Genomic DNA, 25,777 nt, shown 5'->3' with positions numbered 1-25,777 from the left:
AGTTACTGACTAAGAGAGTAATAATGAGTGTAATAAGCTTAATTCAACTGTTTTTACGGGCATGAGCTGTTGGTTATGCGCTTTTACGGGGAAGCTTCTTTAGGTAGCTGAGAATGGCTTTGCGGAAAGCTTCGGGCTGCTCTACAAAGGGTACGTGGCCGGTTTGCAGCTGCGCTACTTGCTGGTTGGGAAAGCGGAACATCTTGTAATGGTCTGGCCCAACGGCATAGTCCTTGGCGCCGGTGATAATCAGCACGGGTACTTTAATTTGGGGAGTAAGGGCGGTGAAATCCTTGCGGTAGTCAGGGAGGCTGAAGCCGTAGCTGCCAAATTCGCCCGTGCCGGGGTTGCCCTTGTCGGCTTCGGTTACCTTTTGATGGCCGGCCTCGGTCTGATACTGAAGCTTGAACCAGATATTTTGCTCGCTCAGGTAGGGCATGAGCATACCGAAGCGCTCATCTAGGGGCTTGCTCTCGTCGAGGTAAGGAGCTTTATCGGGCAAAGTCACGAAGTTCAAACCATTTGTGAGCGTGCTTTTCATTGCTTCGTGAAGGCTGAGCGTACTATTCACGAGCACCAGGCCGCGCACGTGCTGAGGGTAGCGCGCGGCGTATTCCGTAGCGATGGTGCCGCCAAAAGAGTGCGCCATTACCACCCAGGTGTCGAGGCCCAGCTGCTGGCGAAGCTCTTCCATATCCTGCACCATGCGGTCGAGAGAGTAGTTCTTATTCGGGTCGTTGGCGGAGCGGCCACTGCCGCGCTGGTCGTACCAGATCACCTGCAGCTTATCCTCCAGACTAGGACCCGCCAGGGTTTCCGGCATGCCGCTCCAGGCACCCGGTCCGCCGTGCACAAACACGCAGGGAATGCCCTGCCCCGAGATTTTAGTGTAAAGCTTTAAGCCGTCGCTGGTGGTAATAGTGGGGGTGCCATTGGCGAGCGGAGTAGAACGGCCGCCGGCGAGTAAGAAAGTGGGCAGCAATAGTGCCCAAAGTAAAAGTGCATAGGTGTAGCCGGGGCGGAAGGAGTAGGCCATACAGGAAAGGTGGGTTAGGGAGAGAAAAGGAGTGGCAAAACGGGTTGCACGGCCACTACTGCTTACAGCAAAACCAGCCGGCAGAGCAGGGCCGCGAGATGCCAATAATCAGTCACGGAAAGTGGCTGGGGGGCAAATCAGCCTACAAAAATAAAAAAAGCCACCTGACTTTATATGCTTCTGAATACCTGGCCCAAGGGGGAATTGGGCACGCTTATCAGCAGGTTCACCCTACCAAAAAAGCCCCCAGCGCAAGGATGACAGGCGGGCCGGTGACGGATGGCACGGCCGGAAGGGGTTTGCGCTAATGCGCTAAACGGGCTACGACAAAACCAGTGGAGAATGGTTGTGTCGTAGCCCGTCAATTGAACTTCCGAAATACGCTTCTAATACGTCTCCGGGTGGAAGGTGAGCACCGGCGCTTTGGCTTGCACGGCTACGCTTTCGGCCGTGCTGCCGCCGTGCAGGAAGTGCCAGAGACCCGTGCGGCCGTGGGAGAGCATCACCACCAAGTCGGCGTGCGACTGCTCGGCGTAGCGCGGCACCCCGATGCTCACCTGGGGGGCATTTACCACGTCGGGCTCGTAGTTGAGAATGTGGTGACGGTCGGCGAAGGCGTGAATACGGTCGATGGCGTTGGAGTAATCCTCCGCGCGGGTGACGACGTCGAGCAGGTGCAGCGTGGCTTCGGGGAAGGCCGCGCACACCTGCCGCAAGCTCTTGACGGCGCGGTCGGCTTCCTGCGAGAAATCGGAGGCAAAAACGATGGAGCGCACCTCGAAATGAGGCGCAGGCAGCTTCACCGTAAGCACCGGACAAGGCGCCAGGCGCACCAGCCGCTCGGCGTGCGAATCCATCTCAAATAAATGCAGGAACGCCGGCGCGTGTATATGGGCCCCAATTACTACCAGATCCATGTGCTGCTCGCGGATAACTTCCAGAATAGCCTCGTCTACGTTACCGGTCGCTACCTGGTCGTGCACCGTTACTTCGGGGGCAATGCGGGCCATTTCGGCAATCAGCTGGCGCATGCGGTGCTTGGTACGCTGGAGCAGCTCCACCATAAATACGCCGTGCAGCGATGCTCCGCTCGATACACCGCCAGTAGTTACCATACCACTGCCGGCCGACGAATCCACTACGTGCAACAACGTAATCTGCCCATGCGTGCGGTGGGCCAACTGCATAGCCACCTCGAAGGCGTTGTGCGCTTCGGGGGAAAAGTCCGTAGGTACAAGGATATTTTGCATGACAGTAAGGGGAGAAAAGGGTGTATACAAATGCTGCACGCGCCGGTGAGGCTGGTGTAATAATTTACATATTATACTTCAATAAAACAATATTAGAGCTCCACTTTATGCTCCGCCCATTATCTTCCTGTGCTATCTCAATCGGCTGATAGTGAAACATAAACGGGGAATTTCTTCTCAAAAGAGCTGGATGTGCCAGCTGCCCCGGGCCAGCCGTCGCAGCAGCGGCAAAAGCAGATCGATGCGACAAAGAATAGTAGTCAGGTAGCAGCTTGCGCGTACGGCCGCGCTGGGGGGCTTTTTTGTTGAGTCTGGCTTTCACGCAGCAACCCTCAAGCAGCCCCAGCTGCGGTGTCAGCTGGGGCTGCTTGAGGGTTGCTGATAAAGCGGGGCTTTTTACTTGGTTGAAAGCTGCATTTAGATAACTACACACTCCACAGTTGCAACCCCAGCCAGCCATACGTTCCCAACACCGTGGCCACCAGGCCCAGGGCACCATAGGTGAGCAGCAGGTACCAGGCCACCACACGGCTGCGGAACAGGCGGAAGCGGCGCACCGTCAGAATCAGGCCCCAGAGCGTGAGCACGGTGAAGGCCAGCGGCGCCACAAAGAGCAGCACGCTTTGGATGCTCAAGCGCCCGGCCGCCGCCACATTGCCCCCCAGGCTGCCTAGGGCAAACCCCAGTGTTATCAGTGCTACCGTGGCCAGCAGCGGCAGTAGGCGCGGTAGCAGCTGTATGCGCGGCAGTTGTTTGCGCAAAGCATAAATCAGCCAGATCAGTCCCGCCACGCTGGATGTGGTAGCCAGCAGGATACTAAGCCAGAACAACGTAGGTGGCAGCCACCACCAGATGCCCGCCTTGAGCGCGTAGCCCTGGGGTGATATCAGCACCAGCTCCCCGTCGCGGTCTTTGGTTAAAGCCACGCTCGGCAGGGTTTGGCCGCTGAGCCGGAAAGTGAGCGGGCCGGTAGCCAGCAGCGTGTCGGGGTCGCCGAAGAGGGGCTTGAGCGTGAGCAGCTGCCCGTGTCTTTCCAAAGAAATGCCCCCCAGCAGGTGAGTGCTAAAGCCCGTTAGCGCGTTGCGGGGTGCAGCGCTCTGGTAGTGACCTAGGTAGGGAGCAATGGCTGCCGTGTCAAGAGCCAGCATGGGCGCTGTAGGCGGCGTGGGTTGGTCGCGCAGCAGAAAATCCCGCACCAGGGTACTAATGGAAGTGAGTGGCTTCGAGCCGTTGTTGGATAGGGCATAACCCAGGCCCAGCTCCCGGTTGTAGGCAAACGTGGAGATAAAACCCTCGATGCCCCCATTATGCCCACGAAACGGAGCCTTGCCTTTTTTGTTGACGATGGTGTTGGCAAGGCCATAGCCGGTTTGCAGGCCGGCGCTGGCTTCGAGGGGGCTATGCACGGTTTCCATTTCGCGCAGACTGGCAGGCTGGAGCAGGGCCGTACCGCTAGGGGTGCGGAAGTCGCGAAGAAAGAACTGTACCCACTGGGCCATGTCGGTAGCTGAGGCGCTCATGGAGCCCGCCGGCCCTGCATAAATGGGTAATAGGGGTACGGGGTGGTAACCGCCGTCGTCGTAAACATAGCCACGGGCCAGCTTCGGATCTGAGTCTTGGCGCAGGGCCGCAGTGGCTTCAGGCATATCCAGGGGGCGCAGCACGTTTTTGGCGAGGTAGTGCTCATACGGCTCCCCGCTCAGCTTTTCGAGCAGATATCCGGCCACCAGATAGCCGGGATTGGAGTACGACATTCGCTCACCGGGCCGCCAGCGGCAACGCAGCTCCTTGCGAAAAATCTGGACTGCGGCCGCGCCGCGTGGGTCGGTGGGCGTGGTGTTGTAGACGTGGTTAATCTGCATGTCGTCGAAGCCGGCGGTATGCTCCAACACGTGCACCACGCGCACTGGATCGGTAGCTTCCCAGGGGTTGTCGATGGGTACCTCAGGGGCAATCTTTCGCAGCTCGTCGTTGAGACTCAGCTTGCCTTGCTCCACCAGCTGTAGCAACCCTACTACAATAAAAGGTTTGGTAACAGATCCCACCCGAAACAGAGTGTGCGGCGTTACGGGTTTTTTCTGCTCTACATTGGCCAGCCCCAGCCCGCCCGCATACAGCACCGAGTCGCGGCTAACCATGGTGAGCAGCAACCCCGGAATATGCTCCCGCCGCATGATGCGCTCGATGGAATCGGTAAGCTGAGGAATGGTGGTAATTGGCTTAGCTGATTGTTGAGCGTAGGCGGAAAAGCAAGGCCCCAGCAGCGCCAGAAGCAGAAGTAGTTTTTTCACGATAAGCGCAGCGGTTAGGGGATAGCAACGCTGGAAGATAGCGGTTTTACTATTTGTATCAGAAGGATAAGTAGATGACGCTATGGAGCTTTAGAAGGTAGTAGCATCCCGCTGGGGGGCTATTCTGGGGAAGTGTACCTTTAAAGCGAAATAGTAGCCAGAGTCAAACCGACATATCCAATTCAACCTATTAGGCGGTCATGCAGAGCGGTAGCGAAGCATCTCGCGGGCTGACGTGAGAGTAGTAGTCTCAACAAATAGAACGTCATGCTGAGCTTGCCGAAGCATCTCTACTGGTTAGTATAATCAATACCATTGCAACCAAGCGTCAGAGATGCTTCGGCAAGCTCAGCATGACAGTTAGTGTGGCAACCTCAGCCCGCGAGATGCTTCTTTGCTGCTGGAGGCGCAAAATGCTCTGCATGACAGACGAACTTTGGGAGAGGATAACTGACCCTTAATGTTGGAAAATGCCCCCTACGGCCGCAAAAGCCGCAGCGTCGTGTCCAGAGGCTGGGTGAGGAGTAGCTGCCGGGACTGTTGGCGCAAGGTTTCCTGCTGCTCGCGCTGTTCAGATTTCTTGAATAAGCGCACCTTATAAGGGCTTTTAGCGGCGGCGCGCCGCAGGTTAATGTAGGTAGGGCGACCCCGGGCGCTACGAATCAGGCGGCCTTGCTCGATGCGCTCCACACGCTTCTGGTTGTTGCCAAAAAGCACTTGCAACGGGTTCAGGCTCACGTACAGATTGGCTCGTCCATCCAGGTGGTAGTAGCCGCTGACTTCCAGGTTGCTCAGGTTGCTGTTCAGGCGCAGGCTGGGAATCAGGATGCGGCCATCATGCAGCAAAAGCTGGGTGCTGACGGGCTCAAAAAACAGGTGACTGGTGCGCTCCGTTTTCATAAACTTCAGCGCCTCCGTGAAAAAATCAACGTTCAGCAGCTCCAGGTTGCGAATATCCGTTTTGAGGTAGCCCAGGGTGGTAGCGAATACGGGCAGGAAAGTCGAGTCTAGGTCGGTGTGAATATCGGCGGAGCAGCGCAGAGTGCCGCGCACGTTGTGACCATCGAGCAGGTTGATGTTCATGTATGTGAGCGTGGTGAAAAGCTCAGGAAGAGCAATGTCTTCCAGTTGCGTCTGGACGTGCAGGGGGTGATGATTCTGGCCCGCATTGGTGAGCATGCGTCCGCGCAGCTTAATGCGGCCCTGCAAGGCATTCAGGGAGCACTCCTCCAGCACCGCTTCGCCCTCCCGCAGCCGAGACACCAGCCGGAAATCTGTGCCGCGCACCGCAGTGTACTGTACTTTGTCGGCCTGCACCCGCACCACGGCGCTCAGAATACCACTGGAAAGCAGCGACTTGTCGCGGGCAGTGCCGTTGCCATTTACGGCCGGTCTTTTCCTGCGACTGCCATTCTGGGCGGACTGGGGGGCATTTTCTTCCTTCACGTCCAGGCCGGCCAGCATTTGCAATAGCTGCTGCACATCGAGGGTGGCGTAGCGTAGATCGAGGGTGGCATTGGCGGCCTGTACGCGGGTGCCTTCTACCTGCACAGTAGCTGTGGCTTTGCCAATACCGCCGCGCGTAGTGGCAAAGTTGAGGTAGGGCATTCGCAGCGAGCTACCCGTCTTTTCCAGGCGCAGCCGCACATCCTTTATGTTTTCCCCCGCCGAGAGATGCATGGCATCGATCGAGCAGGTAACGTGCCCGTTGGCGGCCAGCAGCAACTCCCGCAGGGCCGGACTCGCGGGCTCCTTGGCTGAGCGCTGGGGCGGACGGGCCGCATGCCGAAGCAGGTTTTGGTAGTTGAGCTGATCGTAGTTTACTGCCAGCTCGAAGCGGATGGGAGCCACTTGCTGACTTGTATCGGAAGGCCAGGACGCGCGCCCGCTCACATTTGCCCCCCACACCTGGCCACGAATATTATTGAGGAGTACGCGGCGGCCATCGTGGCGCACGGTCACGGCCAGGTGGTTGACGGTATCGGCGGGCAGGAAAAGCCGGTCGCAGCGCAACCCCACATTCAGGCGCAACCCCGGCGGAAACATGCTCATATCCAGCTTCCCCGACTTAGCGGCTGGGGGCGGTACGGTGCGCGCGGAACCGGCCGCAACCGGCCGCAACAGCTCACGCACGCGGTCCAAGCGCACCTCATCGACGGCAAAGTTGCCGGTAATGTCGGTGGTTGGGTGTCGTTTGGTCAGGTAATCCAGCAGGTGCGTAGTGGTGGCGGTGGCCCGAAACCGCATGCCATCCAGCAGCCCCGTGGCATTGGTGAGGTGCCAGCGACTATCCTGCAAACCCACCTGCACGTTTACGCCCGAGAAATTTGCCCCCCGGTCGAGCAGGGCGAAGGACGCGTCGCGCAAGGTCACCGCGCCCCGCACCGACAAGCTATCCAAATAAACCGGGGCGTTACGATCCGACTGCGGTGGCAGTGGCCCTTGCAGCCTGAGGTCGAGCTCGGCCGTGCCGCGCCGTGCCCGCACCAGCTCCGGAGCCACCACCGCTGCTAGCTCGGGCAGCTCAGTCCGTCCAATTACTTGTCCGTTCAAATACGGGCGGGTAAAGTCACGAATTGTGAGAGATACATCAAGCCAACCCGGCGCGGTATGAATGCGGCAGTGAGGCAGCGTGAGCGTGGTCGACTTAAGGTTGTGCTCGGGTCCATTGTCGTAAGTGCCGGTTAGGTCCCAGTTGTTGATGTGGCGCGTAGTGTCGGGCCAGGTAAGCTGAGCGTCGCGCAGGGCAAAGCGCAGGATATTGCGCGGCCGGATAGTGGGCCCGCTCAGCCCCCGAATAGTGTAGCGAATGTACGCCTTGCTGGGACTGGTGGCGCCCTCCACAGCTGGCCGCAGGCTTTGCGGCAACGCCAGGCGGAGCACATCGGGTAGGGGCTGGGTGCCCACAAACCGGAAATTGAGCTGGGTGCCAAGCTGGCCGGGAACAACGGTGTGCGTACCACTGATCTGCACGGTGTCGCCGTTGAGCGTAGCGCGGGTGCGGTAGATATAGCCCTGGCGCTCCCGAAATTTGTAGCGGTAGTTGACCCAGGCCTGCATGGGTTCGCGCTGAAATAAAGGCTCCGTGGTGGAGCCCAGCCGCCCAAGCTCGCCATCGAGCGTGCCATCTACCCGCAGAACGCCCTTCTGCATATAAGCCTTCAGCCGGGCCTGACTTACGTGCGCCGAAAAAAGCCCCCCGGTAAAGTCGTTGCGGGTGACGATGCGGAAGTTGTTGATGAGAAGCGCATCCAGCTTCAGGTTCATTTTCGGCGCCTTGCCCGGACCCGGATGGCGCTTGCCTTTGCGCCCCACGCTCCAGCTGCGCCCCAGCGAATCGACCCGCTCCTGCATAACAGCGTCATTAATCACCAAACGCGTAACGTGCACCTGCCCCCGCAGCAGCTCGCGCAACGACAGCCGCATATCGGTCCGGGCGATGCTTAGTACCGTCAGGGGCTGTTGGTACGCGGTATCTGTGAGGCGCAACCGCAGCAGGGAGGCCGTCAGGTGCGGAAAGTCGCGCCAGGGCGAAATCTGCACTTCAAACGGCGCCAGCACCAGGGCCGAGTTCTGCTTATGCTGCTCCCGCACCCATTGCTCCACGCGCCGCTGCCCCACGCCAGTGCCCACCAACACAGCCACTAGCCCTAGTCCAATGATTACCAGCAATAACCCCGCAATTAATACGCGCCGAAGCCAGCTCATTTTCATAAATATGACCGCTTCAGGTGCAGCTACACGTCCAATTACGGGTAATCAGAGCTTGCTGTCGAGTTTAGGGGTAGTGGGGGTAAAAGTGAAACGCAGGTAAGATAGATAGTCCTTTCCGAACAATCTCAACCTTGACTTGGCAGATGAGCGTTCGACTCAAGACGTCTTTTTGCCTAAACTCTCGTATTCGGCCATACTCACTGCCCGCTGATTCACTTTTTATGCATCCTCCCAACCCCACCGCCGAATCCGTCAAGGCGCAGTACCCAGCCGTGCCGTCCGGCCTGAAGCTGCTGCGGCTGAAGTTTCGGGTGTTGTCGGCGGTGTCCTCGGAGTGGGCGTTTCGGGAGGCCTGGAAAGTGTTTACTACGCCGCGTCGACTGCCGATCAAGGCCTGGGAAGCAAAGGCATTGGCCCATACTACCCAGCATTGGGCGCAGGCCGAAAGCGGCCGCGTAGCCTACTACGAGTGGAACCCCGGCGGCAACCGCACGGTGCTGCTGGTGCATGGCTGGGAGCATCGGGCCAGCTTCTGGGGCCACATGGCCGACGGGCTAGCGAAGGCCGGCTTTCGGGTGGTAGCGCTGGATGGCCCAGCGCATGGCCTGTCCGACGGGAAGCGGGCTACATTGGTGAGCTTTGCGGGGGCCGTGCAGGCGGTGGCTGATGCTGTCGGGCCGGTGCACGCAGTGGTGGCGCACTCCTTTGGGGCCGCCTGCACGGCGGGTGTGCCGGTGCGGTTCAATCAAGCTGCTGGGGAGCAGTTACCGCGTCTTATCCTAATGAGCGTGCCCAGCAGCACCCGCAACGTAGCCGCGCGCTTCGCCGAGTTGCTGCATTTGCCCCCCAGCGTGGTTCAGCGCATGGGGCAGTTTATTCAGGAGCAATACGGCCGGAGTGCCGAAAGCTTTAGCCTACTTGAGACCGGTCGCCAACTGCCCGTGCAGCGCGCCCTGCTTTTCCACGACCATCTTGACCCCAACGTGCCTTTCGCCGAAGCCGAAGAAATAGCTCAGCACTGGCCCGCCCTAGAGTTTCGTCCCACTACTGGCCTGGGCCACAACCGCATCATGCGCGACCTTCATGTGATTCGGCAGGTAATGGAGTTTATGGAATAGAAAGGGCAAGTTTATTTTTAAAAAAGCCCCCCAGACGTTGTTAATGATGTCTGGGAAGCTTTTTATAGTATGATAGATATGTTTCTCAAATCAGACCGTCATGCTGAGCGGCAGCGAAGCAGCTCGTGGGCTGAGGTTGTGAGCTAAAAGGCGGTCATGCAGAGCAGCGCGAAGCATCTCGCCCGCTTCGTTGCAATAGTACTCGAACATCAGCGGGCGAGATGCTTCGCGTTGCTCTGCATGACAGACGCATTGTTTGTCACGCCGTTTAATCTCTATGCCTTTCAAGAAGCCTCCGCTTCTTACACTGTTTCCTGGCTTTCGGCGGCCAGCCCGCGCAGCACTTCGCGCAGGCCTTCAGGCTCCTGAATCAGGCGGGCGACGTGCTGCACGTACTCCGCTTCGGCCCGCAAGTAGCGCTTGAGCTGGCGCAACTCCGCTTCCTGCTTTTTGCCGGTGCCGCTGAGTACTTTGGAGGGGCCGTACTTCAGCTCGTTTAATTGCTGCTTCAGCTCAATTTGCTGCTGGCGGAGCGCCTGGGTGTAGCGCGTAAGCACATCGTCATCAGCGTGGTCGGTAGGGGCAGATTCGGACAGAAGCTGAAGCAGCGTGTAAAGGTCGTTGGCTTCGTAGGCTTCCGTGATGCGCTGCATGAGCGCGGTTTTCTGCTGCTGCGCGTCGGGGTTGCGCTCTAGGTCGGGGTGGTGGGTGCGAGCGAGCTGGCGGTAGAGCGTTTTGGTGTTTGATAACAGTCGTTGCTCCACTTCTCGGGCGGCTTTTTCGGCAGCTTCCTGCGCCTTCTGAGCTTTAGTTTTGCGCCGGGCGCGGGCTTGCTCGGCCGCCTGCTCGTGCGGGGGTAGCGAAGAATCGAAGCTGGCGTTGGCGTCTGCGGAATCTGAGGCAGCACTTCGAGCCTTGCCTGACCGGCTCTGGGGGGCATATTTCAGTAATATATCCGCCGCATCTTCTCCAAACCGCTCCTGCAAAGCGCGGGCATTTCCAATGATTACCCCCGTAATCTGCTGCTCCTCGGCCCGACTAAAAAAGTGAATCAATAGAGCGTTTTCCAACGGTGCAAACAACTTCTGCCGCGCCTCCACCACCGCCCGCGCCGCTGGCCCCACTTGCTGCCAATAGCGGCGCCGAGCTACGGCCTGCTCCGCCTGCAAGTCGCGTAGGCGCTGGCGCAAGCCCTCTACCTGCTGCACCGCCTCCCGAAACGCCTGTTGGGCAGGATTGATAGCCGCATCCGTAGCCGGAATGGGTAAGGAGTTAGCGGCTGGAACGTCGGAGTGAGCGGAAGTATTCATAGGCCTGCAAAGGTAGCGATGACCATTGCGTTATAAATTCGAGAGCACCTTTACCTACACTTTCCGGTGTTAAGGGTGCGACACGATGGTAAAAAGCCTAAGCCTGGAGCAAACCACGAATACTTTTATGAGTTGTGTTGGCTCATTGCCTGCTGGCAGGTATTTTCGGCTGCCTCCATTGCATTCGTATCCAACCGACTTCTTACTGCCACGTCCGTGTTTCCGCAAAAAAACCGATTTCTTTTTTGTTGCCTGCTCGCACTTTTGCTGCTGGGCTTCCGTCCCTCGCTCCGGGCGCAAGGGCAGGCTATTACGGTGAAAACAGACCTTGGGGTAGAGTTGGTAAATGCCCTCATGGTGCAGATTTCCCCCGAATTTATAAAGGACTCGGTGGCCGACCCACACCTGTTTCGTACCACCCGGCTGATGCGCGAAAGCTACACCCACTTTGCGCCATTTCGCACCCACGCCGCCGTGCGCCGCACCCAATGGCTGGCCGACAAAATCGGTACGGGCGTGTATTTGCTACCCTTATTCTATCAGGGATTTCCGCGCCCTCGACGGCACACGCCCATTTCGACGCCGTTGCTCGAAGCCATTCACGCGAATCCAGACTCAGCAGTACGCATAGCTGATGCTTATATGCGTTTGGTGGGGCGATTTTATCAGGACTCCCACTTCGCGCAATTTCAGCGTGCCAACCAGACTGTGTACGAGGTAGCCATCTCGGAAGTGAGGCGCAACCTTCCTTCTCCAACCTTCATACCGACCATGGAGCGTTATTATGGCGCCCAAAAGGCTGCGTATTGTATTATCGTCAATCCATTTTTTAAGTCACAGTGGGGCATGGCTTGGGAAGTAGCAGGTGCCAATGGTCCGGTTGCTAACCAGATTGCGGCGCCTTTCGGAGAACAAATGCGCTTTCGCGGAAACTTGCTAAAAGCTGGGTTTGACAACGCCGAAGAAGTACGCAACCTGTCGGTGCATGAGTTCGGACACACTTTTGTCAATACCTTAACGGCCCGGCCAGCCTTCGCGGCGGGTATTAAAGCGCAAAGCACCTTGTTTCAGCCCATTCCAGGGCAGGGCCAATACCGCGACTGGGAAACGTCATTCAACGAGCATTTGGTACGGGCTGGCGAGGTTCGCCTGGCGCTGGCACTTGGCCGAGGCGACGTCAGCGAGAAGCTCCGAGCAGACTACGCGGCCTGGATGTACCTGCCATTTTTTGAGCAGCAGCTCCGGCGCTATGAAGCGGACCGGCAGCGCTATCCTACCCTGGAATCGTTCTTGCCAGACTTAATTAGTGCACTGCCGACGCTCAATCGATAGTTAGTTAAGTTGCCACTGAACTGGCCATTAGCCACTCATATTTGCGCGAGACGAGGAAGCGGCTCAAAGGCTTGTCGATTCACTCCACACTTTATACGCCACCCGAAACGTATTGCAATGCGCATCCACGATGTCGCCGATTCGCTCGGAGTAGCCGCCACCCATACTCACGGCCACCGGCAGGTTCTTCTCTCGACAAAGCTCCAGTACGAACTCATCCCGCTGGCGGCAACCCTCCTTCGTCAGGGCTAGCTTGCCGAGCTTGTCAGTCGCCAATACATCAACGCCAGCCTGAAAAAACACGAAATCAGGTTGAACTTCGGCCAGCAGGCGGGGCAAAGTAGAGGTTAGCTGCTGAAGGTACTGGGTATCAGAAGTGCCCAGCGCCAACTCCACATCCAGGTCCGATTTCTCCTTGCGCAGCGGATAATTGGCCCCCGCGTGCATAGAAAAGGTGAATACCCGCGGTTCCTGCTGAAAAATGCTGGCCGTGCCGTCGCCCTGGTGTACGTCCAGATCCACCACCAATACTTGCTTCGCTAACTCGTAATGCAGCAAGTGCGCCGCGGCAATAGCAATGTCGTTGAGCACACAAAAACCCTCACCCCGGTCGGCGAAGGCGTGGTGAGTGCCCCCCGCCAGATTCAGCGCCACGCCGTCAGTTAGGGCGCGCCGCACCGACTGTAGCGTACCAGCGCTGCTGCTCAAAGAGCGGCGTACTAGCTGCTCGCTCTGGGGCAAACCTAGTCGTCGTACTTCAGCAGGGGAGAGGCGCTGGTCACGCACTTTGTGCCAGTACTCCTGGGTGTGCACGCGCAGTATATCCTCCTCGGCACAGAGGCCAGGGTCGTAAAAGTCGGTCTGGGGGGCAATTCCTTGCCACAGGAGCTGCTCCCGAATCAGCTCGTATTTGGCAATCGGAAACCGATGACCGGGGGGCAAATCCAGCGTGTAGCGTTCGGAAGTAGCGAGGCAAGGCATAAGGTAAGGACGCGAATGAGAATGAACCAGAACATACGTGCACAACGCGATAAGGAGCGCTCGGGTCAGTAACAACCTGAATCAAGTAGTTTAATCTTTACTTAATAAAAAATTTATTTAACTAAACAATTAGAAAAACACGCTTAAAAATGATTTAAATGAGGTTTTGTAAATCAATAGTTGACGCTGATAAAATTTATTTTAAAAATATATGCATTACCTATTGCATGAATAAAATCAACCCTGCATATTTGTCCCATCAACTACACAACGCCATGCTACGCTGCACCAATTTTATTTCAAAGCAAGACGCCATGGAGCCACGGAACTCCAGCGCGGTTCGGTACAGCTAAGTAGCAGATTCTCCTCTGATACTTCCGCAACCCGAACCTAAATAGTTCGGGTTGTTTGTTTTACAACAGTTTACACCCGCACGGTCATGCGTTATCAACGCCCCACCTTCCTGCATTGCTCTCCGAATAAACGGTCAAAGAACCGTTTCCAAGATTGGTGCGACCGGGCTTTTTCCCTGGATACTTTACGTAGATAATCCTTGCGTAACCCTTCCATGAAAAAAAGCCCGGCCCCCAAAGCTGGGCTTTTTTCATGCTTATTTAACTGAAAAATAAATCATTTTTCAAGGTGGAAGAAGTGTGTCTATTTGTGAAATAAATAAAGTAATTAACTGCTTTTTGTTTGAGTATTATTACAAAAATAAGGTCAATAGTTATTTTATAAAAACGCCGCGGTAATAAACATCTCACTCCTACAAATCCACGATTATGCGCTTCAACTTTACTCTCCGCCGCAACGAAAGCGTCCGTAACCACGAGGGCGCCGCGGGCTTCGCTCTCACTCCCCAGTTGGAGTTGTACGCCGCCGTAGCCACTGCCGCTCTCAGCGACCAGTTCTACGAAACCGCCGACACTCGCTTGCTCCGCTTGCGCGAATTGGTAGCCCGCAACGACCCTGCGTTTGTGGCACGTCTGGCAGTGTATGCCCGCGAGCAGCTGTACTTGCGCACTGTGCCGTTGGTGCTCACCGTGGAGCTGGCCCGCCTGCACCGCGGTGACAACCTAGTAAGCCGCTTGGTGGCTCGGGTGGTGCAGCGCGCCGACGAAATCACGGAGTTGCTGGCCTTCTATGCCCAAGCCAATGAGCGCGACGGGGTAAAAACCCTCAACCGTCTCTCTAAGCAGCTGCAGAAAGGTTTGGCCCTGGCCTTCAATCGCTTCGATGGCTACCAGTTGGCAAAGTACGACCGCGCCGGCCGAGTGCGCCTCCGCGACGCTTTGTTTCTGGTGCACCCTACGCCCCGAAACGCGGAGCAGCAAACCTTGTTCGACCAACTCGTGCAGGGTACGTTGCCCACGCCTTACACCTGGGAAACCGAGTTGTCGGCCCTAGGGCAGCAGCAGTTTGCTTCGGCTGCGGACCGTAAGGCAGCATTCCGGTTGGCTTGGGAAACGTTGATTGGGAGCGGCAAGCTGGGCTACATGGCCTTGCTCCGCAACCTGCGCAACATCCTCGAAGCCGACGTATCGGAAGTGGCAGTGGAGCAGGTGTGTGCCCGCCTCACCGATCGGTTTGCGGTGGCACGTTCTAAGCAGTTGCCTTTCCGCTTCCTGGCCGCCTACCGCGAGGTCCTGACCGTACAGTCGGGCTACGTGGCGGTGGTGCTGGAAGCCCTGGAAACGGCCATTGCCGAAAGCGCGGCCAACCTGCGCGGCTTCGACTCCAGCACCCGCGTACTCGTGGCCTGCGACGTGTCGAGCTCGATGCAACAACCCGTGTCGGCGCGCAGCAAAGTGCTGCTCTACGACGTGGGCCTAGTGCTCGGAATGCTGTTGCAAAGTCGATACAGCCACGTAGTTACCGGCATGTTCGGTGATACGTGGAAGCGCATCAGCCTGCCCCGCGGCCGAGTGTTGCAAAATGTGCAGGAGTTCTACCGCCGCGAAGGCGAGGTAGGCTACAGCACCAACGGCCACTTGGTTATACGTCACTTGGTGCAGCGCCGCGAAGTGGTAGATAAGGTGATGATCTTCACCGACGTACAGCTCTGGAACAGCACCGGCGACGGTGACACACTGGCCCGAGCCTGGATCGACTACCGCCGCACCGTAGCGCCCAACGCTCGCCTGTACTTGTTCGACTTGGCCGGCCACGGCACGGCACCCCTAGAGGTGCGCGCCGGCCACGGCGTCGCCCTAATTGCGGGTTGGTCGGATAAAGTGTTCGATGTGCTGCAAGCCTTGGAAAACGGCGAATCGGCCTTGGCTGAAATAGAGAAAATTGATTTGGGCTAGCGCTTAAATATGGCGGTCATGCAGAGCGGAGCGAAGCATCTTGCGTGCTGACGTTGAGTTAGTAATCCTACTAAACACGCGAGATGCTTCGCTGCGCTCTGCATGACGAACTAATTAAATCACAAATACTAAAAATCACAAATACTAAACCCAAAAGTCGGGGGCCTAAATGCACAGCCAAACGGGTTAGGCCTGCTCCCGACTACTTGGAAACCAACCTACAGGCAAGGTGCCGTAGATGGGCGTTACTTCGTCGGTGAATCAGGCGGCCTTCGGGCCACCTGTTAGGGTTCGAGTCCCGCTGGGGGGCTTTTGGCCACCCAGATACGCCTACCGCTGTTGCCCTTGCCGCTGGGTTTGGTTATTGTATCCCGCCGGGTGTCGTCGGGTAGTGTTCCTTCGGGTCGCAGGTTCGAGTCCTGCCTTTTGCCTACCGCTTCAGACGGCGAAAGTAGCTCAGTTGGTAGAGCAGAATGGTTTCGGCCGCGCTTCCCATTCTTTACCCCGGTTGGTATAAATAAAAGTACCTCATTGGGTGCCGTAGCTTAGCCTTACTTCGATTCAGATTCGCCGGGTCGGGGGTTCGATTCCCTCTCGTCAGCCTTCGGGCTGGCGGTAGCTCAGTTGGTTAGAGCAGGACAGTTGGCTGGGCGCCTTGTTGCCCCAATGAGTTATTATCCCTGCTACCCAAGTGCCGTAGGAAGGCGCTACTTCGGTGAGATTCACTTGTGAATCAGCGGGTTCAACCCCCGCAACTTGTGGCTTCGGTCGCAAGAGACACGCTTGCAAAAGGGTGTTGGCAACGCCTGCCGTTCGTTGCCTTGGGTAGCAGCTTGTTTTCCTGATGGGTGCCGTAGTGCAGCCTTACTTCGCCAGAATGCTAAGGTCGAAGGTTCGAGTCCTTCCTGCTATTTAAGCAGTAGCTCAGTCGGTTAGAGCATAGCACAGTGGCTGCACGCCTCATTGCCCCAGCAGGAGCCGAGCCGGAAACGGTGTCGTCGGGTAGCCTTACTTCGCTTTCAACGAACCTGTCATAGGCTCCCCAGCTTTTTCACCCGTTTCCGTGCTTCGGTAAGCTTTTCTAGAGCGCCTTATTTTCTCAGCTGAGGAATACAGTCCGTTCGCGTCAATTCTTTCTAATCAAAGGCGAAGTATTCCTTCGCTAACCCACTCATGGCCCAACAATTACGCGGTAACGACCTCCGGCAGCTTGGCTTCCCCGAGGGCCGCGCCATCGGTCTCGCGCTGGCTCAATTGCAGCGCAAGCATCTCAAGAGGCTTTCTCTTACCAATCAACTCACGCTCTTACAGCAAATTCTAACTACTCCCATGGACTTTGTTACGCACCTCGATTGGAGCTACGTGGCAGCCGCGTTGCTTCCGCCACCTTCGCGCCATATTGAATTGGTGGCGCGCAAACCTTACGCCCTCTACGGGGCCGAGCACATTGAAGCCGGCGCCCTGCACCAGATGGACACGGCCATGAAACTGCCGGTGACGGTGGCCGGCGCCCTTATGCCCGACGCCCACCATGGCTACGGCCTGCCCATCGGCGGCGTGCTGGCCACCGACAACGCCGTGATTCCCTACGCCGTGGGCGTGGACATTGGCTGCCGGATGGCGCTGTCGGTGTATAATTTGCCCCCCAAGCACCTCACTCAGCGTGTACAAGAGCTGCAAAAGCTGCTCCTGGACAATACGCGCTTCGGCAACCGCACTGGCTTTCAGCACGGCCGAAAAATGGGCCACGAAGTGCTGGATCGGGAGGAGTTTCGCGACATTCCGTTTCTGCGCAACAAGCAGGCAACCGCCGCTGACCAAATCGGCACGTCGGGTTCCGGCAACCACTTCGTCGAATTCGGCATCGTGGACATCACCGATCCGACTAACGAAATGGGCGTACCGGTAGGCCAGTATGTGGGCTTGTTGTCGCACTCCGGCTCGCGGGGACTGGGCGCAAGTGTGGCCAATCACTATACCAAGCTGGCCATGGAAAACTGCCAGCTGCCCAACGAAGCCAAGCACTTAGCCTGGCTTTCCCTCGACGGGGAACTCGGGCAAGAATACTGGGCGGCTATGAACTTGGCGGGCGCTTACGCGTCGGCCTGTCACGAGCACATTCACCAGCGGATGGCCAAAGCCCTGGGCGAGCGGCCCTTGGCTAAAGTGGAAAACCACCACAACTTCGCCTGGCGCGAAACGCTAGCCGATGGCCGCGAAGCCATTGTGCACCGCAAGGGCGCCACGCCGGCCGGCAAAGGCGTACTCGGCGTGATTCCGGGCTCGATGACGGCCCCTGGCTTTATCGTGCGTGGTCGGGGTGTGGCCGATTCCTTAGGTTCGGCCTCGCACGGGGCCGGCCGCCTCATGTCCCGCACGCGGGCCAAGCAGGAGCTAAGCGAGTCGGCGGTGCGCCAGCACCTCACCGACCACGGCGTAGTGCTGCAAGGCGGCGGCCTCGACGAAGCGCCTATGGCCTACAAAGACATCCGAGCCGTGATGCAGAGCCAGCAGGAGCTAGTGGACGTGCTCGGCTCCTTCACCCCGAAAATTGTGCGCATGGATGGCGCATAAAAGAAGTAAAAAGCCCCCCAGAAGTTTTCGGGGGGCTTTTTTATAAAAAGAAAAAGGCGATCATGCAGAGCGGTAGCGAAGCATCTCGCGTGCTAACGCAGGATTAGTAACTGTCATGCTGAGTTTGACGAAGCATCTCTACGCAATGGTAAACTCAACGAAGCGGTAGAGATGCTTCGACAAGCTCAGCATGACCGTCTGATTCAAAATAGTTAGTACTCCTACATCAGCACGCGAGATGCTTCACTCCGTTCTGCATGACGTTCTTACAAGCACAAAACCTGCTATATCAACCTCACCAATCTAACCTCGTCCATAACCTATCACCACCAATCAGCGCTACAACCCGGTACCACCCAACTCCAGGCATCATGGCCAAAGCAACCAATAAGCTTCACAGCAAAGACCTGCGCCAAATCGGCTTTACCAACGACCAGCACATCAGCCTCGCCCTCGATATTCTGGACCAGCGCGAGCTGCGTCGCCTCGATAAGGGCAGCGCACAGGCCTTGCTACAGGAAATAAAAAACGACCCGTTCAAATACCTGCGTGACGAAAACTGGCGACCTCTGGCTGAGCAACTCGTGCCCCAGCCCTCGCGCGATGTGGCCCTCAATCCTGAAATAAAAGACTACCGCCGCTACGGCGAGGCCTTCATTGAAGACGGCGCCCACAAGCAGATGGATACCGCCATGCAGCTTCCCGTGACCATTGATGGGGCCCTCATGCCCGATGCTCACCAGGGCTACGGTCTGCCCATCGGGGGCGTGTTGGCGGTAGATAATGCAGTGATTCCCTACGGGGTGGGCATGGACATTGGCTGCCGCATGGCCCTGTCTATCTTCGACATGCCGGCCAGCTACCTTGGTAAGCATAGTCAGGATTTGCGCAAATTGTTGCTGGAGCACACCAAGTTTGGCAACAAGGAAGTGTTCAAGAAGCCTTTCACCGACGACCCCATTTTCGAGCGGCCAGAGTTTCGCGAAATCGGGGTGGTGCGGCACAAGCGCGATTCAGCCATGGCCCAGATTGGCAGCTCCGGCTCCGGCAACCACTTTGTGGAGTTTGGCTTGGTTGATATTACCGACCCGAACAATGAGATGGGTGTGCCGGTGGGGCAATACGTGGGCTTGTTGTCGCACAGCGGCTCGCGGGGCTTAGGGGCGGCCGTGGCTCAGCATTTCACCAAAGTAGCCATGGAAAAATGCCCCCTGCCACCGCAAGCGAGGCATTTGGCGTGGCTTTCGTTGGATTCGCAAGAAGGGCAGGAGTACTGGCGCGCCATGAACTTGGCGGGCGACTACGCGTCGGCCTGCCACCACGATATTCACCGCCGCCTCAGCAAAGCCCTGGGTAATCAGCCGTTGGCGCAAGTCGAGAATCATCACAACTTTGCCTGGAAGGAAACGCTACCCGATGGCCGCGAAGCCATTGTGCACCGCAAGGGCGCCACGCCGGCCGGCAAAGGCGTGCTCGGCGTGATTCCGGGCTCCATGACGGCTCCCGGCTTTATCGTGCGCGGGCGAGGCGAGCGGGACTCGCTTCAGTCGGCTTCCCATGGTGCCGGGCGCCGCCTCAGTCGCACCCAGGCCAAAGCCCAAATAGGGGAAGGCGACATGCGCCGCCAGCTGCGCGACCACGGTATAGAGCTTATCGGCGGCGGCCTCGACGAAGCGCCCGGTGCTTATAAAGACATTCACCAGGTAATGGCCCACCAGCGCGACTTAGTGGATGTGCTGGGTACGTTCACGCCCAAAGTAGTGCGCATGGATGCGGGCGGAAGCAGAGGAAAAGGACGAGGGGAGTAGCTGGGGGGCTTTTTTGATAGCAAATGAAGCTTTTCGCAATAACTATCAGCATCTTTCAACCTCCTCCGTAGCAACCCCAGCCCCAAAAATCGAGTACCGCTGAACTTGCCTTTGTGTGACCAGCTTCCTGCCGCGCCACGCTCTCTAAGCTTTACTCCATACGTACTCTTATGTCTTCATCTTCTACCAAACGCTTAACTAATCAAGTAGCGCTCGTAACCGGCGCCAGCTCCGGTATTGGAACGGGTGTAGCCGTGGCACTGGCCGAGGCGGGCGCAACCGTTGTGGTCAACTACCATAGCGATGCCGAAGAGGCGGAGAAAGTAGTAACGCGAATAAAAGAGAACGGCGGCAATGCCGTAGCCATCAAAGCCGATGTAAGCAAGGAAGACCAGGTGCAGGCGATGTTTCGGCAGACCATCCAGCAGTTTGGCACGCTTCACATTCTGGTTGCCAACTCCGGTATTCAGCAGGACGCGACGCTGGTCGACATGACCCTGGAGCAATGGCAAAAGGTGATTGACGTGAACCTGACGGGCCAGTTTCTGTGTGCCCGCGAGGCGGCGCGGGAGTTTATCAAGCGCGGCGTGCAGCAGGACATATCCAGGGCGGCCGGCAAGATTATCTGCATGAGCTCGGTGCACGAAACTATTCCGTGGGCGGGTCACGTAAACTACGCCGCTTCCAAGGGTGGCCTGATGCTACTCATGAAAAGCATGGCTCAGGAGCTGGCTCCGCACAAAATCCGGGTGAACAGCATCGCGCCGGGTGCCATCAAAACGCCCATCAACAACGAAGCCTGGGAAACGCCCGAAGCGGCCAATAAGCTGCTGGAGCTTATTCCCTACGGCCGCATTGGGGAGGTGGAGGATATTGGGCGGGTAGCCGCCTGGCTTGCCTCCGATGAGGCTGATTATGTCCATGGAACCACCCTGTACGTAGATGGTGGTATGACCTTGTATCCGGGCTTTGCCGACAACGGGTGAACGCTTTGCTTGGTGGAAAGAGATAAACAACGAGCTCCCCTCCTTACTAAGGAGGGGATGTTTCAGCGTAGCTGAAACGGGGGTGGTTGCGGTCGTTGCTGATGTTGATTAAAATAGTGTTACAAAAAAGCCCCCCAGCGTTGTTCGTGGCCCGTCGTTCAACTAAACAACGACGCAACCACCCCAGCTTTGGCTTCGCCAAACCATCCCCCTTCTTACTTCAAAGGAGGGGAGCTTGTCCGCCCTCCAAATATTACTCAAGCAAGGCGTCACACTGCATTTATCATTCATAATGACGCAAGAACAACTACGCTTAGCTGAATCAAACGCTCAAAATACTGTCTGGAAGAAGTTTGGTCCTTACCTCACGGAGCGGCAGTGGGGCACCGTACGCGAAGACTACAGCGCCAGTGGCAACGCCTGGGAGTACATCACCCACGACCTGGCCCGCAGCTACGCCTACCGCTGGGGCGAAGAGGGGCTGGGGGGCATTTCTGACCACCGCCAGCGCCTGTGCTTTTCGGTGGCGCTCTGGAATGGGGCCGATGGCATTCTGAAGGAGCGCCTGTTTGGCCTGACCAACGGCCAGGGCAATCACGGCGAGGACGTGAAGGAGTATTATTACTACCTCGACAGCACGCCCACGCACTCCTATATGAAGATGCTGTACAAGTATCCGCAACAGGAGTTTCCGTACGTGAATCTGGTTCAGGAAAGTGCCAAGCGCACTCGCGAACAGCCCGAATACGAGCTGCACGATACCGGCATCTTCGACGATAACCGCTACTTCGATGTGTATATCGAATATGCGAAGGCAGGAATCGATGACATTCTGATTCAGATAACGGTGCACAACCGGGGGGCAAAATTGGCCCCCATCATGGTGCTGCCGCAGGTGTGGTTTCGCAATACCTGGTCGTGGGGCCACGACTCTTACCGGCCGGAGCTAAGCACGCCTGAGCCCAGCCTCGTGCGGATTGCGCATAAAGAGATGGGTACCTACCAACTCTATTGCGACCAGAATCCGCCCTTACTTTTCTGCGACAACGACACGAATGGCGAACGGCTTTACAACCTGCCGGCCGATGGCTTATTCTTTAAAGATGGCATCAATAATTTCGTCGTCGATGGCAAGCTAAACGCCATTAACCCATCGCAGACCGGCACCAAAGCCGCCGCCCAATACACGCTGCACATCCCGCCGGGCGAATCGCGGTCGGTGCGCCTGCGCCTGAGCCAGGCCACGCTGGATGCTCCATTCGCTGATTTTGCCGAAATATTTGCTACCCGTCAGCAGGAGGCCGATGAGTTTTATGACGTTGTGCAAGAGAAAGTGAAGGAGCCCGATGCGCGCAACATTCAGCGGCAGGCCTTTGCTGGCATGCTCTGGAGCAAGCAGTTCTACTACTATGATATGGCTCAGTGGATCGACGGCGACCCACTGATGCAAGCGCCGCCCAATGAGCGGCGCACGGGCCGCAACAGCAACTGGCGCCACCTCTACAACGACGACATCATCTCGATGCCCGACAAGTGGGAGTACCCGTGGTATGCGGCCTGGGACCTCGCTTTCCATTGCATCCCGCTGGCCATGGTCGATGCGCAGTTTGCCAAGCACCAGCTGCGCCTGCTCACCCGCGACTGGTATATGCACCCCAACGGCCAGCTGCCGGCCTACGAGTGGAACCTGAGCGACGTGAACCCGCCCGTACACGCCTGGGCCACCTGGCGCGTATATCAGATGGATAAAGAGCAGAACGGAGGTAAAGGCGACACCCACTTTCTGGAGTCGGTGTATCATAAGCTGACGCTCAACTTTACTTGGTGGGTAAACCACAAGGACAAAAGCAACCGCAATATCTTTGAGGGGGGCTTTTTGGGACTCGATAACATCGGGGTGTTCGACCGCTCGGCCCCGCTGCCCACCGGCGGCACCATCGAGCAATCGGATGGCACCAGCTGGATGGCTATGTACGCGCTCAACCTTATGCGCATCGCCCTGGAGCTGGCCCAGACAAACCTCGTATACCAGGATATCGCCAGCAAATTCTTCGAGCACTTCCTCTACATCGTGGAGGCCATGACCCGGAGCGGCGACGGCGCTTTCAACTTGTGGGACGAGGAGGACGAATTTTACTACGACGTGCTCCACACGCCTGATAATACGCGCACCAAGCTCAAAGTGCGTTCTATTGTGGGTTTGATTCCTTTATTTGCAGTAGAAGTGCTGGAAGATGAGCTGCTGAAGGCTATGCCCGATTTCACGCGCCGTCTTCGCTGGATGCTCGACAATCGGCCCCAACTGGCTGAGCTTGTATCGCGGTGGTTGGAGCCAGGAAAGGGCGACCGACATCTGCTGTCTTTGCTACGCAGTCATCGCCTTAAGTGCTTGCTCCGCCGCATGCTGGATGAAGCTGAATTCCTATCAGAATTTGGAGTGAGGGCTATGTCGCGCTATCATCTGAAGAATCCCTATGTGTTCCCCACGCCCGAAGCCAACTTCATTGTTAGCTACGTGCCGGGGGAGGCAGAGTCCAGCATGTTCGGTGGCAACTCCAACTGGCGCGGACCTATCTGGTTTCCGATTAACTACCTGATTATCGAGTCGTTGGAGAAGTTTTATACCTACTACGGAGACTCTCTGAAAGTAGAATACCCAACGGGCTCCGGCGAGCTGCGCAACCTCCGCGATATTGCCGCCGCGTTGTCTGAGCGCCTGACCAAGCTGTTTCTAAAAGATAAAAACGGCCACCGACCTGCATTCGGCCCCTCCGAGCTGCTGCAAACCGATCCGCATTTTAAAGACAACCTTCTCTTTCACGAATACTTCCACGGTGACGACGGCCACGGCATGGGCGCCAACCACCAAACCGGCTGGACTGGCCTAATTGTGCGCCTGTTGCAGCCCCAGTCTTAAGACGTTCAGTAGTGATTACTGGATTAACTCACCAACCGTCATGCAGAGGCGGAGCCGAAGCATCTCGCTCGCGGTAGTGGGATTAGTAATCTAACGACCGCGAGCGAGATGCTTCGCTGCCGCTCTGCATGACCGTTTATAGAGGTTTGTTATCAGAGCAAGCATCAAGAAAGTGATCCAAGACGATGTCAGGCACCTGTTGAACATTTTATTGCCTACTATTGAAACCGCATTTCTCCGTTTCACCTGCTTTCTAAGATGCTCCGTTTTAGCGCCGCTGCCGCTTGCCTGGCTAGCCTTTTCTTCTTTGCTGCGCCTTCGGCTCAAGCCCAGCAAAATGCCCCCCAGGATTCCATTTTCGTCCGCCAGAATTACCGCAAGCTCGACCGCCTCATTCCGATGCGTGATGGAGTGAAACTGTACACGGTCATCTACGTGCCCACCGACGCGACGAAGAAAAACCGGTATCCGTTTCTGCTGGAGCGCACGCCTTATTCGGCCGCGCCATACGGCGAAACGAATTACCCCAAAACCGGCCCTGGCACAAGCCGGGCATTGTCGCAGGAGAAATACATTTTCGTGTATCAGGATGTGCGCGGACGCTACAAAAGCGAGGGCCAGTTTGAAGAAGTAACGCCCAACATACCGGGCAACAAAACAAAGCAAACTGACGAAAGCTCAGATACTTACGACACCATTGAGTGGCTGCTCAAGAACGTGCCCGGCAACAACGGACGCGCCGGCATCACGGGCATTTCCTATCCCGGTTTCTACGCCACAGCCGCTTTGCCCGACGCGCATCCGGCCCTGAAAGCCGTGTCGCCGCAGGCCCCGGTGACGGATGAATTTATTGGCGACGACGCCCGCCACAACGGAGCTTTTTTTCTGCTTGATAACTTCTCATTCACCAATTATTTCGATGCGCCGCGCACCGGGCCAGTAGAGGAGTATAAGTCGTTTTTCCCTTTCAAGGCAAAGGATGTATACCAGTTTTTCCTCGACTTAGGCCCCATCAAAAACGCCAACGCACCGCAGTATTTTAATAACAAGGCTAAGATCTGGAATGAGTACCAGGAGCACGATACGTATGATGCCTACTGGCAGGCTCGCAACATCCGAACGGCTCTGAAAAATGTAAAGCCCGCGGTTCTGGTTGTGGGGGGCTTTTTTGACGCTGAGGATTTGTTTGGAGCGCTCAATACCTATAAAGCCATTGAGGAGCAAAACCCCAGAAACAACAGCCGCCTGGTGATGGGCCCCTGGACTCATGGTGCATGGTCGCGGGGGGAGTGGAGCCAGTTTGGGCCGCTGCGCTTTGGCAGCAACACGGCCAAGTATTTTCAGGAAGATATAGAGTTGAAATTTTTCAACGCCTACCTCAAGGACAAAGGCAAATTCACGCAGGCTGAGGCCACAATATTTAACACCGGTACGAATGAGTGGAAGACGTTTGAGCAGTGGCCACCGGCCGCTACCCAAGCCCAAACGCTGTTCTTTCAGCCTAACGGTGGGCTTACATTCTCGGCCGCTACCGCTTCGGAAAGCTTCGCCGAGTACGTGAGCGACCCCAGTAAACCAGTGCCTTACACCGATGGTATTTTTGCGCGTCGCAACAACGAATACATGATCGAGGATCAGCGCTTCGCCGCTCGCCGGCCCGATGTACTGGTCTTCCAAACCCTGCCGCTCACCGAAGACTTAACCCTGGCTGGGCCGCTCACCGCCGACCTATTCGTAGCTACCACCGGCACCGACGCCGACTTCGTGGTTAAGCTCATCGACGTGTTCCCCGATACGGCCCGCAGCCCCGAGCCCAATCCGAAAAATCTCCAGATGGCTGGCTACCAGCGTCTGGTGCGCGCGGAGGTGATCAGGGGGCGTTTTCGCAACAGCTTTGAGAAGCCGGAGCCGTTTCAGCCGGGTCAGGTGGCGGAAGTGAAATACGAGCTGCCCGGCGTGCTGCACACCTTCAAAAAAGGCCACCGCCTGATGGTACAGGTGCAAAGCTCCTGGTTTCCGCTCGTCGACCGCAACCCGCAGACGTTTGTGGATATCTCGGAAGCCGAGGAGAAAGATTTTGTGAAGGCCACCCTGCGCTTGTACCATGATGCCCAACACCCATCGGGCCTGAAAGTGACGAAGCAGTAGCCG

At 57.1% G+C, this 25,777-nt stretch carries 14 protein-coding genes; 8 read left to right on the top strand and 6 right to left on the bottom strand.

The genetic code is table 11. The features are described 5' to 3' along the window. Positions 1-73: 73 nt before the first annotated feature. From IEW06_RS17555 to IEW06_RS17540, 4 genes are all read right to left on the bottom strand, one after another. Positions 74-1,036: an alpha/beta fold hydrolase gene (locus tag IEW06_RS17555; protein WP_187731559.1), complete on the bottom strand. Its 963-nt coding sequence runs from the start codon at positions 1,034-1,036 to the stop codon at positions 74-76. A gap of 386 nt (positions 1,037-1,422) precedes the next feature. Then, positions 1,423-2,286 carry a universal stress protein gene (locus IEW06_RS17550; protein ID WP_188548668.1) on the bottom strand — a complete coding sequence of 288 codons (864 nt, stop codon included), beginning with the start codon at positions 2,284-2,286 and terminating at the stop codon, positions 1,423-1,425. A 425-nt stretch (positions 2,287-2,711) separates the two neighbouring features. Further along, positions 2,712-4,577, bottom strand: coding sequence for a serine hydrolase domain-containing protein (locus tag IEW06_RS17545; RefSeq protein ID WP_187731562.1), 1,866 nt, complete (start codon positions 4,575-4,577; stop codon positions 2,712-2,714). Positions 4,578-5,054: 477 nt separating this feature from the next. Further along, positions 5,055-8,285 (bottom strand): AsmA family protein, encoded by a 3,231-nt coding sequence (locus tag IEW06_RS17540; protein WP_188548667.1) that lies wholly within the window; start codon positions 8,283-8,285, stop codon positions 5,055-5,057. Between the two features lie 227 nt (positions 8,286-8,512). Between IEW06_RS17540 and IEW06_RS17535 the strand changes: the two genes are divergently transcribed. Continuing rightward, positions 8,513-9,409, top strand: coding sequence for an alpha/beta fold hydrolase (locus IEW06_RS17535; protein ID WP_187731565.1), 897 nt, complete (start codon positions 8,513-8,515; stop codon positions 9,407-9,409). A 302-nt stretch (positions 9,410-9,711) separates the two neighbouring features. On the opposite strand, the gene IEW06_RS17530 is transcribed toward IEW06_RS17535, so the two are convergent. Further along, positions 9,712-10,719 carry a J domain-containing protein gene (locus IEW06_RS17530; protein ID WP_187731566.1) on the bottom strand — a complete coding sequence of 336 codons (1,008 nt, stop codon included), beginning with the start codon at positions 10,717-10,719 and terminating at the stop codon, positions 9,712-9,714. A gap of 264 nt (positions 10,720-10,983) precedes the next feature. Between IEW06_RS17530 and IEW06_RS17525 the strand changes: the two genes are divergently transcribed. Then, entirely contained in the window at positions 10,984-12,051 is a 1,068-nt protein-coding gene (locus tag IEW06_RS17525; protein ID WP_187731567.1) for a DUF4932 domain-containing protein, read from the top strand. 63 nt (positions 12,052-12,114) lie between these two features. On the opposite strand, the gene IEW06_RS17520 is transcribed toward IEW06_RS17525, so the two are convergent. Continuing rightward, positions 12,115-13,032, bottom strand: a complete 918-nt coding sequence (locus tag IEW06_RS17520; protein ID WP_187731568.1) for a histone deacetylase family protein — start codon at positions 13,030-13,032, stop codon at positions 12,115-12,117. 782 nt (positions 13,033-13,814) lie between these two features. Here IEW06_RS17520 and IEW06_RS17515 point away from each other — a divergent pair. The 6 genes from IEW06_RS17515 (at position 13,815) to IEW06_RS17490 (ending at position 25,774) form a co-directional block, all read left to right on the top strand. Continuing rightward, complete coding sequence (locus IEW06_RS17515; protein ID WP_187731569.1) at positions 13,815-15,341, top strand: TROVE domain-containing protein; 1,527 nt, start codon at positions 13,815-13,817, stop codon at positions 15,339-15,341. A 1,173-nt stretch (positions 15,342-16,514) separates the two neighbouring features. Next, the gene (locus IEW06_RS17510; protein ID WP_187731570.1) at positions 16,515-17,915 is read left to right on the top strand and encodes an RtcB family protein; all 1,401 of its coding nucleotides are present in this window, start codon (positions 16,515-16,517) and stop codon (positions 17,913-17,915) included. A 371-nt stretch (positions 17,916-18,286) separates the two neighbouring features. Further along, positions 18,287-19,723 (top strand): RtcB family protein, encoded by a 1,437-nt coding sequence (locus tag IEW06_RS17505; RefSeq protein WP_187731571.1) that lies wholly within the window; start codon positions 18,287-18,289, stop codon positions 19,721-19,723. A 170-nt stretch (positions 19,724-19,893) separates the two neighbouring features. After that, complete coding sequence (locus tag IEW06_RS17500; protein ID WP_187731572.1) at positions 19,894-20,709, top strand: SDR family oxidoreductase; 816 nt, start codon at positions 19,894-19,896, stop codon at positions 20,707-20,709. Positions 20,710-21,001: 292 nt separating this feature from the next. Then, positions 21,002-23,626: an MGH1-like glycoside hydrolase domain-containing protein gene (locus IEW06_RS17495; RefSeq protein ID WP_188548666.1), complete on the top strand. Its 2,625-nt coding sequence runs from the start codon at positions 21,002-21,004 to the stop codon at positions 23,624-23,626. Positions 23,627-23,884: 258 nt separating this feature from the next. Then, positions 23,885-25,774 (top strand): CocE/NonD family hydrolase, encoded by a 1,890-nt coding sequence (locus IEW06_RS17490; protein ID WP_229743161.1) that lies wholly within the window; start codon positions 23,885-23,887, stop codon positions 25,772-25,774. Positions 25,775-25,777 lie beyond the last annotated feature (3 nt).

It is taken from the genome of Hymenobacter qilianensis (assembly GCF_014638675.1).
In the GTDB taxonomy this organism is placed as follows: Bacteria; Bacteroidota; Bacteroidia; order Cytophagales; family Hymenobacteraceae; genus Hymenobacter; species Hymenobacter qilianensis.
The sequence above is the reverse complement of the archived record's forward strand: the minus strand, read 5'-3'. Positions and strand labels throughout refer to the sequence as shown.